The organism is Pontibacter litorisediminis, assembly GCF_029360645.1.
In the GTDB taxonomy this organism is placed as follows: Bacteria; Bacteroidota; Bacteroidia; order Cytophagales; family Hymenobacteraceae; genus Pontibacter; species Pontibacter litorisediminis.
Map to the genome: position 1 here is coordinate 26,870 of NZ_JARDUA010000007.1, position 14,699 is coordinate 41,568.

Annotated in this window: 9 protein-coding genes and 1 tRNA gene; 3 read left to right on the forward strand and 7 right to left on the reverse strand. The window is 53.3% G+C overall.

Annotation, left to right across the window (positions count from 1 at the left end; translation table 11 throughout):
* From PXG97_RS17520 to PXG97_RS17535, 4 genes are all read right to left on the reverse strand, one after another.
* Positions 1 to 74 (reverse strand) — tRNA-Ala (locus tag PXG97_RS17520).
* 117 nt (positions 75 to 191) lie between these two features.
* Positions 192 to 3,326 carry a TonB-dependent receptor gene (locus tag PXG97_RS17525; protein WP_276499110.1) on the reverse strand — a complete coding sequence of 1,045 codons (3,135 nt, stop codon included), beginning with the start codon at positions 3,324 to 3,326 and terminating at the stop codon, positions 192 to 194.
* Between the two features lie 207 nt (positions 3,327 to 3,533).
* Positions 3,534 to 6,719 carry a TonB-dependent receptor gene (locus tag PXG97_RS17530; protein WP_276499111.1) on the reverse strand — a complete coding sequence of 1,062 codons (3,186 nt, stop codon included), beginning with the start codon at positions 6,717 to 6,719 and terminating at the stop codon, positions 3,534 to 3,536.
* Positions 6,720 to 6,855: 136 nt separating this feature from the next.
* Complete coding sequence (locus PXG97_RS17535; protein ID WP_276499112.1) at positions 6,856 to 7,485, reverse strand: C40 family peptidase; 630 nt, start codon at positions 7,483 to 7,485, stop codon at positions 6,856 to 6,858.
* A 75-nt stretch (positions 7,486 to 7,560) separates the two neighbouring features.
* Here PXG97_RS17535 and PXG97_RS17540 point away from each other — a divergent pair, with 75 nt between their 5' ends.
* On the forward strand, positions 7,561 to 8,964 hold the full coding sequence (locus tag PXG97_RS17540) for an FAD-binding oxidoreductase (protein WP_276499113.1): 1,404 nt from the start codon (positions 7,561 to 7,563) through the stop codon (positions 8,962 to 8,964).
* A 101-nt stretch (positions 8,965 to 9,065) separates the two neighbouring features.
* Here PXG97_RS17540 and PXG97_RS17545 read toward each other — a convergent pair whose 3' ends face one another.
* Together PXG97_RS17545 and PXG97_RS17550 are read right to left on the reverse strand one after the other, a co-directional pair.
* Entirely contained in the window at positions 9,066 to 9,197 is a 132-nt protein-coding gene (locus PXG97_RS17545; protein WP_276499114.1) for a hypothetical protein, read from the reverse strand.
* A gap of 148 nt (positions 9,198 to 9,345) precedes the next feature.
* A complete protein-coding gene (locus PXG97_RS17550; protein ID WP_276499115.1) occupies positions 9,346 to 10,254 on the reverse strand; it encodes an alpha/beta fold hydrolase in 909 nt (302 codons plus the stop codon).
* A gap of 704 nt (positions 10,255 to 10,958) precedes the next feature.
* Between PXG97_RS17550 and PXG97_RS17555 the strand changes: the two genes are divergently transcribed.
* Positions 10,959 to 12,311: a UDP-glucose dehydrogenase family protein gene (locus PXG97_RS17555; RefSeq protein ID WP_276499116.1), complete on the forward strand. Its 1,353-nt coding sequence runs from the start codon at positions 10,959 to 10,961 to the stop codon at positions 12,309 to 12,311.
* A gap of 9 nt (positions 12,312 to 12,320) precedes the next feature.
* A complete protein-coding gene (locus PXG97_RS17560; RefSeq protein WP_276499117.1) occupies positions 12,321 to 13,283 on the forward strand; it encodes a UDP-glucuronic acid decarboxylase family protein in 963 nt (320 codons plus the stop codon).
* Positions 13,284 to 13,368: 85 nt separating this feature from the next.
* On the opposite strand, the gene PXG97_RS17565 is transcribed toward PXG97_RS17560, so the two are convergent.
* A complete protein-coding gene (locus PXG97_RS17565) occupies positions 13,369 to 14,607 on the reverse strand; it encodes a tetratricopeptide repeat protein (protein WP_276499118.1) in 1,239 nt (412 codons plus the stop codon).
* Positions 14,608 to 14,699: the final 92 nt, after the last annotated feature.

Consider the following 14,699-nt stretch of genomic DNA (forward strand, 5'->3'; position numbering starts at 1 on the left):
TGGAGAATATCGGAGTCGAACCGATGACCTCTTGCATGCCATGCAAGCGCTCTAGCCAGCTGAGCTAATCCCCCGTTTGTGAGCACAAAAATAGCAGAAATATTTTAGATGCAAAACATCCCGCAAAAAAATAAACAAAAGAAAAAGGGGCAGCTATTGCTGCCCCTTTTATGGTTATGTACTCATACTTCTTAGTTGAAGATGTAGCGCAGACCAAGCTGGCCTTGCCATCTTGAAGCAAACTGAGAAATATTGTAGCCTTTGCTGTTCGGGTTGAACGTGAAAGTCGGCTCACCTGTGTCCTTATCTCTTCCTGCATAACGCAGCAATTCGTTGGCGCTGTTATTCACGAAGTACTGGCGGCCCCAGTCTTTGTTGATCAGGTTACCTACGTTGAACACGTCGAAGGTGATTTGGAAGGTATGGGTTTTACCATTTCCACCCTCCATATAGAAGTCCTGCAGCAAACGAAGGTCGAACTGATGTGTCCAAGGCATACGGGCGCCATGACGCTCGGTGTACTGGCCACGACGTGAGCTCAGGTAGTCATCGCCGGCGATGAAGGCATCAAGGGCTGCCCACTGCTCATCCGGTGTAGCTGTAACTACTCCATTAGACTTCAGGTCAACAAGGTTGATTTCGCTGCGGTCGCGTGGCACGTACATCAAGTCGTTACCGCGGTTACCGTCGTTGTTCAGGTCCTGAGAGTACAGGTACGTGAACGGCAAGCCAGACTGGCCTTCGTAGAACAAGGACACAGACGTAGCAAAGTTGTTAGCATACTTGAACGTGTAACCTGTTGTTCCTACGATTCTGTGGCGTACATCGTAACGGGAGTACTCCAGGGCAGGATCGTTCGGGTTGTTTACAATCTGGTTATACTCCCAGTTAGAAAGTGCTGTAGAGCTTGTGCCACTGTTAACATCTTTTGACTTGCCATAAGTATAGGCAATCGATGAGTTCAGGCCGTTCGTGAAGTTCTTTCTCAACTGGCCGGTAATGCTGTAACGGTAGCCTTTGTTCGTGTTATCCAGCAGGATCACGTTAGTGTAATCACCGTTTATACGGCGAGCTGAAGTTGAAGAAGCATACACATCACGGTTATCCACACCTGGAAGCGTGCCCACTGGCTCTGTCAGGTTCAGGTTCTTGTAAACTACATCGTTCAGCGTCTTAGAGTAGATACCTTCTACTGTAGCCACAATCTCTCCCGGAAGGGTATAGTCAACTGCTAAGTTGCTTCTCCATACCTGTGGCAGTTTGAAGTCTTCAGAAACAACGTTCACTTCAACTGTTCTGTCTGATGCACCTGCGTTACGCTGGTCTTCTACGTCAGTAACAAACTCTTTCGGGTTGTTTTGGAACACGGTGCCAAACACAGTACCAGTGTTCGTGAACTGGTTAGACAACCATACAAACGGAACACGTCCGGTGAAGATACCTGTACCACCACGCACCTGGAAAGAACGGTCTTCCGTAGGTGTGTAGTTGAAGCCAAAGCGCGGAGCCCACAGGATGTTGCCGCCTGGCGTACGGTCAGTTCTCAGGCCTGGGTAAAGAGCACCGAAATCGTTTTCGAATTTCTCGTTACGAGACGGGGTGTCCGGGAAAACTGGCAGGTCAGCACGTAAGCCTAGGGTCAGCTTCAGCTTCTCAGAGGCTGTAAACTCATCCTGCACGTAGAAGCCAAGCTGCATAGCGTTGAACTCGGCAGCAGGAAGAGAGTTGTTAGGATCCAGTGAGTAAGTAGCTTGTACGCGGCTGGCTTTGCCATTGTAGAAGTCTTCAAGGCTGTTGAAGTCCCAGCGGCCGTTCATGTTGTTGATGAACAGGTTGCGGAAGCTGAAGAACTCGTTGTGCGTACCAACTGTGAAGTTGTGGTTGCCAAACTGGTAAGTCAGGTTGTCAGTAATCTCGAAGATGTCCTGATCCAGTTCGTTGGCAGTTGAAGAACGCTGGGCGCCAAACTCAATCGTACCAACCGGGTCGTTGATGGTTACCTGCGGGAACATACCACCGGCAATATCACGGCTGTCTCTGATGCGAGAGTAACCCACGATCAGGTTGTTGGCGATGTTGTTGCCAAAGCGGCTGTTCAATTCTGCTACTGTGCTGTTGGTAACGCTTGTAAACTGGTAAGCATTGTTTCCTAAACGCACGAAGTTGCGGCTTCTGGAGATGTTGTCGTCAAATGCGTCTACAAAGTTGTGACGGATGGTGAACTGGTGGTTGTCGTTGATGTTCCAGTCTAAGCGGGCGAAGATCTTGTTGCTCTCTGTCTTTCTGTCGATAGCTCCGAAGGATCCCACATCATAACCATAGGTGTCCATTACATAGTCGGCAAGCTGCTGCACAGTGGCAGAAGGGATCTGCGACTCAGAAGAACCTGGCGCGAAGCGAACCGGCTCAGAGATGCGGGTTGCATCGTAGTTAACAAAGAAGAACAACTTATCACGCAGGATCGGGCCGCCAAGGCGAGCACCGTACTGGTAGTTTGTGAACTCGTCAGCCTTTACTCTTGGGCCTTCTACAGCCTTACCAATAGTATTTTGGTTACGACCGAAAGTATAAACAGAGCCGGAGAAATCATTTGTACCGGAACGTGTTACGGCATTGATACCGCCACCGGTAAAGTTACCCATCTTAACGTCGTAAGGGGCAACCACTACCTGAATCTCCTGAATCGCATCAAGGGAGATAGGCTGCGTACCAGCTGAACCACCAGGTGTTCCGCTGCCGGAAAGACCGAATACGTCGTTGTTTACAGCTCCGTCAATGGTGATGTTGTTGTAACGGTTGTTTGAACCACCAATTGAGTTGCCAGAAGCCTGTGGTGTAAGGCGGGTGAAGTCCTGCAGGCTTCTGCTCAGCGTAGGCAGGTTTTCGATCTGCTCACGTGAAACGTTTGTGGCAGCACCAGTACGGTCTTGGTTGAAAACATCGTCTCTTTGGCCAACAACCTGTACTTCTCCGAGCTGGCGGTTGTCTTCAGATAATGTGAAATCAACACGGGCAGTCTGGCCTAGGTTCAGCATTACGCCGTCAATTCTACGCTCTTGGTAGCCAACATAAGATGTTCTTACCGTGTATGGGCCACCAACACGCATGTTTTGGATGGTGAAGTTACCGTCAGTGTTTGTGCCGGCAACGTACTGGGTGTTTGTTGGAGTGTGTACTGCAATCACCGTTGCGCCCGGTAATGCCGTACCACTCTGGTCTTTTACGATTCCGCTAATCGCGGCAGTGGTAGTTCCTTGTCCCCAGCTGTACTGTACAGTTAGTACCATGGCCAGGAAGAGACATAGTGCACTATAAAGGTTTTTCATAAAAAGGTTGATTGATTTTTGCCCGCAAAGGTAAGCCTTAACAGATGACAAATCCCAACAATGATGTTAACTTAGTATTAAAAAAAGACAGAACCTGCGAATAGCTATGCCAGACGCAAGATCTGAATAGCCTGTGTTGTAACGCTCGTCTTTAAACTAAAAAAGGCGGGAGTTATCCCGCCTTCATATATAGTGTTGTAGCTATAGTTAATTAAAGATATACCTCAATCCCAGCTGCCCCCTCCAGCGGGAAGCAAAGTCGTTCACAAAGTATGGGTCGCCGTCTGTCAGGCCCCTGCCGGTGTAGTTAAAGCGGGGCGTGTTGGTGCCAGGCTCGTAGCCCACAAAGTCTATCAGTTGAAAAGCGTTAAAAGTGGCTGTATACTGCCTGCCCCAGTCTTTGTTGAGCAGGTTCGTGAAGTTGAACACGTCAAACGTAATCTGCAGCCGGTGCACATTGTCAGCCTGGTAAAGCTTAAACTCTTGTGTTAACCTCAGGTCGATCTGGTTCGTCCAGGGAAGGCGGTCGCCGTTCCGCTCAGCATACTCACCCCTTCTGTCGCGCAGGTAGTCGTTGCTTGAGATAAAGGCATCCAGTGCAGCCCACTGCTCCGCAGGCGTTAAGGAGCCCGGCACCACTTCACCGGAGCGATCGGTAATCGGCACCAGGTTGATCTCTGCGGCGTCCCGCGGAATGTAGACAAGGTCGTTGGTCCTGCCCGCGTCGTTATTTACGTCTCCGTTATAAATGTAGGAGAGCGGCAAGCCGGATTGTCCGTTATAGAAAACGGAGAGGATGGTGGAGGCAAAGCCCAGGTACTCCTTTCCGTACGTAAGGCTGGCCACCACCCTGGAGCGGATGTCATTATCCGCAAAAGCGGCCTCCACATTGTTGAGGCCGTACACCTGGTTCACGTTTATCCAGTTGGAGCGGGCCTGGCTGGAGTTGCCGGGGTTCACATCCTTGGCACGGGAATAGGTATAGGCCACCGACCCGGAAAGGCCCATTTCATAGGTTTTCTGCACCTGCCCCGTTATACTATAGGCATAGCCTTCGTCGGTGTTGGTTAGGTAAATAATGTCCTGGAAATTATTGCCTGGCACCCTGCCAAAAACCGGGCGGTTATCCGCGCCGGCAAGGGTGCCGGTCTCTTCCAGGTTCAGGTTCTGGTAATAAATGTTGTTAAGGTTTTTGGAGTAGATGCCTTCCAGGGTGGCAATAAAGTCACCGGGCAACCGCTGGTCTATGGCGGCGTTTGCACGAAACAGCTGCGGGAACTTAAAGTCAGGGTCGGTGATGTTGATCTCAGCTGTTCTATCCGAAAGGCCGAAAGTCGTGGCTGTAGGCTGCGCGGCCGGATCTGCCACAAAGCGCACATCCTCCAGCGTAGGGTTGCCCGTGGTGAGCGATAAGCTGCCCAGCAGCTGACCGGTGTTAGTATACTGGTTGGCTATCCACACAAACGGTACACGGCCGGTAAACACACCGGCTCCGCCCCGCACCTGGGTATTGCCGTTGTCAAACACGTCCCAGTTTACCCCAAGCCTTGGCGACAGCATGAACTGGGAGCCCGGCGTCTTATCTGTCGCCAAGCCGCGGTCGGCAAAGGCCTGGTTAAATTCCTCGTTCACGGCCGGGTCGTCATTAAAGGTCGGGATGTCCAGCCTCAGGCCCAGTGTTATTTTCAGGTTGTTTAGTGCGGCATACTCATCCTGTGCATAAAAGCCTAGTTGGTAGGCAGAAAACTCGGCCCCTTGCTGGCGCACATCTGTCCTGGAGTAGTTTCGGAAGAAGGCGGATGGAGCCTCCTCTGCCGGGGTGCCAATCGCCTCGAAGGCCTCTATGGAGTTGTACTCATACGCGCCGAACTCCTGCCGGATGAAAAGGTTGAACGTTTTATAGAACTCGTTATGCGTGCCCAGGGTAATAGTGTGCTTGCCTCTAAAGATGTTGAAGTTGTCGGTGATGGTGAGTACATCCTGGTCTAGCTGGTTCTGCACAGAGAACGGCTCGCTACCGAAGGATATGGTTCTGCCGCCGGAGAGCCGCAATGTTACGCTCGGGAAGGGGTCGCCTATAATGTCGCGGTCATCGCGCACGCGCGTATAGCCAAGTATAAACTCGTTGGCGTACTCACTTCCGAACTGGCTCCTGAGCTGCAACACGCTGGAGTTGGTCGTGCTGGGGAAGTACTCCGCGTTGTTCGAGAAGCGCAGGGCGTTTGGGGTGCGGCTGTTGTCGCGGTTTTCGCCGTACACATAGCTGTGGCGCAGTGTAAATTGGTGGTTGTTGGCGATGTTCCAGTCCAGGCGGGCAAATAGCTTGTCGCTCTTCGTTTCATCCTCTATGCTTCTGAAGCTGCCCGGGTCGTAGCCCAGGCGGTTGGCCGCTGCCGCCACCCGTTCGGCTTCCTCTACGGTGAAGTTAGACGAAGGCGTGCCAGGCTCGAACAGGAGCGGTTGGTTACGGTTTGTCTTCTCTCCGTTCACAAAGAAGAAAAGCTTATCCTTGATGATGGGGCCGCCCACGCGGACCCCTACCTGATAGTCGGTATAGTCTGGCAGGCGGGTTCGCTCATCATCGGGGCTTTTGCCTACCAGCTGTTCGTTGTTCCAGAAATAGTAGGCCGACCCGGTGAACCGGTTGGAGCCACTGCGGGTGATGGCATTGATACCCCCGCCGGTAAACCCGCTCTGGCGCACATCAAACGGGGCAATCACCACCTGTATAGCCTCAATGGCATCCAAGGAAATGGGTTGCACGCCTGTTTGCCCGCCGTTCGTGCCAGAGGAGGAGAGGCCGAACACATCATTGTTCACCGTTCCGTCGATAGAGAAGTTGTTGAAGCGGTTGTTCTGGCCGGCAAAGGAAATGCCTTGGCCGGAGGTGGAGGCCTGCGGCGTAATGCGTGTAAAGTCGTTTAGGCTGCGCGATATGGTGGGCAGCGACTGAATCTGTTCGGTGGATACGTTGGTGGCCGCGCCCGTCCTGTCGGAGTTGATCACCTTGTCCTGCGTGGCCGTTACCTCCACCTCGCCCAGAGTGGTGGTGCTTTCGGAGAGGGTCAGGTCGAGGCGGTAATTCTGGCCCAGCGTCAGGTTAATGTTCTCCACCACCTGCTCCTGGTAGCCGATATAAGACGTGCGGACGGTATAGGGGCCTCCCACCCGCATATTTTGGAAGTTATAGCGTCCCTCCGCGTTTGTGTTGGCTATGTACTGCGTATTGGTAGGAACGTGAACAGCAATAACCGTGGCCCCTGGTAGCGCCGTCCCGCTCTGGTCTTGCACCACCCCGTTCATGGCGGCAGTAGTGGTACCCTGAGCCCATGCACATTGAGCCTGAAGAATGGCGATAGCACACAGGAGTAAATAACTGTAGAAAAGTTTCATGAGACTTAATAACTAATTGAACAACAAATGTTTACTTTAGCTATTAAGTACGTGGATTATGCTGTTTTTAATGTTAAATTAGTATACAAAATAATAATAGTTATATAGTGTGGTGTTTATATAACACAGGATATGGCTAGAAAACAGGCGGCCGAACAGCCTTGATGAAGATCTTCTGGTAATGAGCTGAGTAGAGGTTGTTCTCGATAACGCCCAGAGAGGTGGAGGCGTGGATAAAGCGGACATCATCAGCGCCGTTGACCTCCGTAACCATACCCACATGCGTGATGTTGCGCTTGCTGGACCCGAAGAACACCAGGTCCCCCTCGCGCAGGTCTTTAGGCTTTACTTCGGAGCCATAGCGGCTCTGCTCCTCTGAGGTGCGGGGCAGGGCCACATCTATACTTTGGAATGAGGTGCAGAGCAGGCCGGAGCAGTCCATGCCTACACGGGTGGTGCCGCCCCAGCGGTAAGGAACGCCTGTAAAGGAGCGCGCTGTTTCAATGACGGTGGCCACGTCTCTGTCGAGGTTGCGGTTAGGCACACGCGTGCGGCTGGTGCGGTCCTTGGAGGTGCCGCGAACACCGCCGGCATACTGGTCGCCGCGTCGCTTTGCTTTTTTGCTGGCGCGTTTCTCAGCGGCAATCTCGCGGGCAGACTTGTACTCCTCGCCGCGCTTGCTAAAGGTAGGGCCCGACGTCTGGCAGGAGGCCAGCAACAGCAAACAAAAGATAAAAAGGGCAGAAGTAGTAAAAAGTGTTTTCAAAGCGTATTTTAGCGATCCAAGTGTAACATCATATATCCGACTGGCTAAATTAAGGATTAGTCCAGCTTTATTAAAATGAAATTTAACCCAATCACACCTGAAGCTGTCGCAGCATTTGAGGACATGGTAGGCCAGGAGCATGTACTGCTACCTGCCGCCGCCGAAGACATGCTGCGCTACACCCATGACGAAACAGAGGACCTGCGCTATGAGCCGGAGGTGGTGCTTAAACCTGCTAACGCTGCCGAGATAAGCCGTATTATGCAGTATTGCCACGAAAACTATATCCCGGTGACCCCGCGCGGCGCCGGCACCGGTTTGAGTGGCGGAGCCTTGGCAGTGCATAAGGGCGTTATACTTTCCACAGAGCGCCTGAACCGTATCATTGAGATTGACGAGCGCAACCTGCAGGCCATGGTGGAGCCGGGCGTGATTACGCAGGTGTTCCAGGAGGCTGTAATTGAGCGGGGGCTGTTTTACCCGCCCGATCCATCGAGCCGCGGCAGCTGCTTTTTGGGTGGCAACCTGAGCGAGAGCAGCGGCGGGCCAAGGGCCGTGAAGTATGGCGTTACCAAAGACTATGTGCTGAACGTGGAGGTGGTGCTGCCCAACGGCGAGATAACCTGGACGGGGGCTAACGTGCTGAAGAACGCCACAGGGTATAACCTGACGCAGCTGATGGTGGGCAGTGAGGGCACCTTAGGCATTATCACGAAGATCGTTTTTAAGCTGATACCATACCCGCCGCAGAACCTGGTGATGCTGGTGCCTTTCCGAAGTGAGGAGGAAGCCTGCGCGGCCGTTTCCAGGATTTTTATGGCGGGCATCGTGCCGTCAGCGCTGGAGTTTATGGAGCGTGAAGCCATTGTCTGGGCCACCCGCTACCTGGGTCAGGACCTGAGCCTGCCGGAGGACATTGAGGCGCACCTGCTGATAGAGCTGGACGGCACCGATATGGACCTGCTCTTTAAGGATGCTGAGCGCGTGTATGAGGTGCTGGAGCAGTTTAACGTGGGCGATATTCTGGTGGCGGACACAGAGAAGCAGAAAAATGACCTATGGTTGCTTCGCCGCAACGTGGCCCATGCCGTAAAGGGAAACTCTATCTATAAGGAGGAGGATACCGTGGTGCCCCGTGCAGAGTTGCCAAAACTGCTGCGTGGCGTAAAGGAGATAGGAGCCAGGTATAACTTCAAATCCGTTTGCTACGGCCATGCCGGCGACGGAAACCTGCACGTGAACATCATCAAGGGTGATATGAGTGATGAAGACTGGAATGAGAAGCTACCCGAAGGCATCAAGGAGATCTTCAGGCTGTGCGTAGGGTTGGGCGGTACAATCTCGGGTGAGCACGGCATCGGTCTGGTGCAACGGCAGTACGTCAACATCGCCCTGAATGAGGTACAGCTACGGCTAATGCGCGGCATCAAGGAACTCTTTGACCCGCGTGGCATACTTAATCCGGGCAAGATCTTTTAATTAGAAGGAGCAAGTATAAAAGAAAACAGGCGCAGTTTTAAAAAAGCTGCGCCTGTTTTATATAGTAAGATAGGTGTTTCTCCGGAAGCGGGTGGTGTATTTTATGCATTGCGGCGTCTTTTAGCGGGTTTCGGGCCTTCGGCCATGTCCTTATACTTGGTTTGGGCCAGTTTGCTGTCCAGGCCGCGTAAGTTTTGCCACGATTGCATCAGGTTAATGTGTGACTCGTTCAAAGGGGCGTCAGTGTGAGTTTGCTGGTTTTGATCAGGGTTTTGTGGAACTCTCATAGCGTGTGATTTATCTTGTGATTGTGTTTCTTGTTCTCTGGTGTTATAGGATCTGTTTGTAGCTTCATTCATCGGTTTATCAGGCTTCATTGCATCAGTTATTTATTGGTTCTTTATCTATCAGCTCGTGCTTTTTCTGCTCTTCTTTTATAAAGTTGCTCACATAGCCGGCAATCTCTTCGGCGTTCTCCTCCTGTAAAAAGTGCCCGCCATCCTCAAACGGAATCACGTAGCACTCATGGAAAAACTTCTTCCAGCGCTGTAGCGCCTCGAGTTTAATCAGTTTGTCGCGCTCACCCCATAGTATAAGGGTAGGGATGTCCTGTATTTTCTTGCGCTCTTTCCACAGCTCATCGTACCATTTGCTGGCTCCCACCAGCTCACGGGCACAGGCAAGGTTCCGCACAGGGTCCTCCGGCTTGCCCAAGGCATTGATGTAGTGGCTCTTGATAGGCTCCGGCAAGTCATCCTCATCCTTAAATAGCTCATGTATCAGCGCGTTCGTAGAAACGTTGAGCTTGGAGTGAAGGAACTTGCCCAATGGCCCAACCAGGTACTTGCTGGCCTTGTTAAAGGCTTGGTGTTTGGAGAGAGACCAGGTCCAGGAGTTCAGCATTACCACGCCGCGCACCTTATCAGGATGGTTGATGGCATAAGCCAGGCCGATAGGCGCCCCAAAGTCGTGCACCACGAGCGTAATGTCGCGCAGCTGGAGGTGCTCCATAAGCTGCTCAAAGTTAGCCGCATGGGCCCGGGGCTTATAACTCCAGTCCTTCGGCTTGTCCGACAGGCCAAAGCCTATCAAATCCAAGGCAATGCAACGGTGGTGCCTGCGAAGTTTCTTGATAAGGTTGCGGTACGTGAACGACCAGGACGGGGTGCCATGGATCATGACGACAACAGGACCTTCGCCCTCGTCAACATAATGCATCCTGCCTGCCTCCAACTCTATAAAATGGGACTTGAAAGGATACTCCTTCTTGTCCAGCCAATCTGGTTTCATAGCTTTAGGGTGATTGTTATTTACCTATACTTCTAAACGGAGGGCAGGTTGTTTCTTCGCTCAAAAAAGAAAACCCTTCAGACAATTTTCGGGTCAAGGCCTGGCCTTGTAAGAGAATCTATAGGTAAAGTATAATTTATAAGTGCTGGCTTCGAATGCACTGTTGTTTTCATGCTGCGCCTCCCGATACAGGTTTCTTGTGTTATAGGAATGGCTGATTACTATATAGTTGTATAGGCGTAAGAGTGGCGGCTCTTGCTAAAGTGCTACATTTAGCTAGGTTTTGGTGAACATTTATACTTTGTAACACGTAATCTGTGCGAGTTAAGGCTGTTGCTGAAAAACAAGCAACCCAAGAATGGTAGCTGCTCAGAGACAGCGTATAAAGAAGGGAAGAGGCTGAGAGACAAAAACCAACCTCAAAAAGTATAATCTGACAGGTAGCACCTTTACATACTTTGGTGCCCCTGGTGCCGGAGCAGAGGCTAGCGTTTATGCCATCCAAAGTTGTGTTGCAACGGGATATTTCTGATTTTGCATGCCTTTTAATTGAAGCAGGCAGTACACAAAAGAAAGCCAACCGCATAAGCGTAACGCTTGTGTAGTCTGTATGTGTTTATACATAGACAATTATCTTATAAAAGCCTATAACAGGGCTGTTACTAATAAATAAACAGATTTTATAGCTTAAAAGAGTTTACGATATGAGAATAGCAGTAGTAGGCACGGGTTACGTTGGCCTGGTGACGGGCACGTGCTTTGCCGAGGTGGGCATCGAGGTGACGTGCGTGGACATCGACGAGAAGAAGATCGCCAACCTCAGGCAGGGCATTTTGCCCATCTACGAGCCGGGCCTGGAGGAGATGGTCGAGCGCAACGCCCAGAAGGGCCGCCTTAGCTTCTCCACTGACCTTGCCGAGGTGGTGGAGGGCTGCGGCTGCGAGGCCGTCTTCATCGCCGTGGGCACCCCGCCGGGCGAGGACGGCTCGGCCGACCTGCAGTACGTGCTGGCCGTGGCCCGGCAGATCGGCCGCAGCCTGCAGGGCTACACGGTGGTGGTGACCAAGAGCACCGTGCCGGTGGGCACGGCCCGCAAGGTGCGGCAGGCCATAGAGGAGGAGCTGGAGGCCCGCGGCGCCGACATCGCCTTCGACGTGGCCTCCAACCCCGAGTTCCTGAAGGAGGGGGCCGCCATCGAGGACTTTTTGAAGCCCGACCGCATCGTGGTGGGGGTGTCCTCGGAGCGGGCCGAGCAGGTGATGCGCAAGCTCTACAAGCCCTTTCTGATGAACGGCCACCCGCTCATCTTCATGGACATCCCCTCGGCCGAGATGACCAAGTACGCGGCCAACGCCATGCTGGCCACCAAAATCAGCTTCATGAACGACGTGGCCAACCTCTGCGAGCTGATGGGCGCCGACGTGAACATGGTCCGAAGGGGCATCGGAAGCGATGCGCGCATCGGCAACAAGTTCATCTACCCGGGCATCGGCTACGGGGGCTCGTGCTTTCCCAAGGACGTGAAGGCCCTGATCCGGACCGCGAGCGAGAACGGCTACGAGATGCGCGTGCTGAAGGCGGTGGAGGAGGTCAACGAGCGGCAGAAGTCGGTGCTCTTCGACAAGATCCACAGCCACTTCCAGGGCGAGCTGGCCGGCAGGACGTTCGCCGTGTGGGGCCTCTCGTTCAAGCCCAAGACCGACGACATGCGCGAGGCCCCCTCGCTGGTGCTCATCGAGAAGCTGCTGGGGGCGGGGGCCCGGGTGAAGGCCTACGACCCGGTGGCCATGAAGGAGGCCCGGCACGCGCTCGGCGACAGTATCGAGTACGGCAAGGACGAGTACGAGGCGCTCATCGACGCCGACGCCCTCTTGCTGGTGACCGAGTGGCCCGAGTTCCGCTCGCCCAACTTCAACGTGGTGGGCAAGCTGCTGCGCGAGAAGACCGTCTTCGACGGCAGAAACATCTACGAGGCCGCCGAGATGCGCGAGAAGGGCTTCACCTACTACGGCATCGGAACCAAACAGCAGCAGCCGGAGCTTAACCCAACTGTATAACCGCTGAACATGACCAAGAAAAGAGTACTAATCACCGGTGGGGCCGGTTTCCTGGGTTCCCACCTCTGCGACAGATTCATCCAGGAGGGCTACCACGTGATCGCGATGGACAACCTGATCACAGGCAGCCTGGATAATATTGAACACCTGTTTAAACTGGAGGACTTCGAGTTCTACCACCACGATGTATCGAAGTTTGTGCATGTGCCGGGCCACCTGGACTACATTTTGCACTTCGCCTCGCCGGCCAGCCCGATCGACTACCTCAAGATCCCGATCCAGACGCTGAAGGTAGGCTCGCTGGGCACGCACAACCTGCTGGGCCTGGCCAAGGCCAAGGGCGCGCGCATGCTCATCGCCTCCACCTCCGAGGTGTACGGCGATCCGCTGGTGCACCCGCAGCAGGAAGACTACTGGGGCAACGTGAACCCGGTGGGGCCGCGTGGCTGCTACGACGAGGCCAAGCGCTTCCAGGAGGCCATGACCATGGCCTACCACATGCACCACGGCCTAGAGACGCGCATCGTGCGCATCTTCAACACCTATGGCCCTCGGATGCGGTTGGACGACGGCCGCGTGCTGCCGGCTTTCCTGAGCCAGGCCTTGCGCGGCGAGCCGCTGAGTATCTTCGGCGACGGCAGCCAGACGCGCTCCTTCTGCTACGTGGACGACTTGGTGGAGGGCATTTACCGCCTGCTGCTGAGCGACTACCACCTGCCGGTGAACATCGGAAACCCGTCGGAGATCACCATCAAGGAGTTTGCCGAGGAGATCTGCCGCCTGACGGGGGTAGAGCTGAAGGTGGAGTACCAGCCGTTGCCGAAGGATGACCCGCAGAAGCGCCAGCCGGACATCACGTTGGCTAACCAGGTGCTGGGCTGGGAGCCGCAGGTAGACCGGGCCGAAGGCCTGAAACGTACGCTGGAGTTCTTCAAAGAGAAGATTTTGAAGCCCGCGGAGCAGCCAGCCTAAGGGTAAGCAAGTATAAAAGCAGGGGCCTGCCGAAATCATCCGGCAGGCCCCTGCTTTTATACTTTAATTTCGTGTTTGTAGCGGCTTAGCTTTTCTTATTCTCCTTCAAGAATTTCTTCGCCTCCTTAAAGTTGGCAGACTTTTTATCGCTGGATTTCAGGACAACGGCATAGTAGTTTTTGGCTGCGGCTTTGTCCTTTTGCTGCTTGGCGATACGGGCCAGGTTGAGGTATGAGTTCACGAAATAACCCGAGTCTTGCTCATTGGTCATCTCTGCATACATGATTGTGTTCTTGTAGTGTGCTTTGGCCTTTTCGAAGTCGCGGTACTTGTGCTGGTTGATATAGCCCAGAATATATGAGGCATAGCGTCCGCTAACCGGCTCGTAGCCCGGCATTTTCTGCTCCAGCTTCGCCAGAATATCTTCCGATACGCGCTCAGCCTTGGTAAAGTGGCCGTTCACGAAAAGCAACCTTGCGTAAAAGCGCTGGAAATAGGCGTTGTCGGGGTATTTCAGGGCCAGGTCTTCGGACACTTCCAGGGCCTCCTGCATCTGCTTCTCCTCGTTAGCCAGTATCTTCATCAGGAAAAGCTTAGACTCCGTGCCCGTGTAAAAACCTGTTTTAGAGACATAAGCCAGCTGCTTCAGGCCCAGACGCTTGTCACCGTTAGGAAAGAAAACCAACACAGGACGCAGCATCGGGTAATTTTCCGGTATCCAAACAGAGTAGTAGTTGAAGAGGGCCTCCCCGAACAGGAACTCAGGGCTTAGGCCGTTGCCTGCCTTGGCCTTCTCGAGGAAGTCGAGGGACCGTTTGCTGGCCACCGTGGCTTTGCGCCAGTTGCTGCGCTCCGAGTGCAGGCGGGCCGTAAAGCCGTAAGAAGCCGCCAGGAAAAAAGCCGCCTCCACATTGTTTTCATCCTTGTCATACATGGCCTCCGCCTTCTGGATCGTCGTATCCATATAGGCAAAAAAGAGGTCGTCATACTTCTGGGTCTGGATGTTTGTCGGCACGATCTTCCACCACTGGCTCAGGCCCATAAGGAAGTATGGGAGCGGGTGCTCCGGGTAGCGGCGGCGAATCGATTTAAACTGTTTCTCGGCACGCTCATACTTGAAGTTGTACATGTTGTCCACGGCGCCCTCCAACTCGTACTGTACATCCTTGTTCAGGAGCAGCATGCCCTTCACCTTTGCTGCGGTAGGCAAGACCTCTACCTCGGTCATGGTTACCTGGCGCATAGCCGTAGAGTCAGTAGGCTGCTGCGCTACAGCTAAAAGGGGGAAAAGGAGCGTGAAGATGGCGGAGATTAAGTTCTTCATGTAAGGCCAAAAATTGTAAGTTTGTTTGTGCCCGATGTACAGTTGACGGTGCTAATTATAAAAGTACAACAATTCTATTTATTATGAATTCC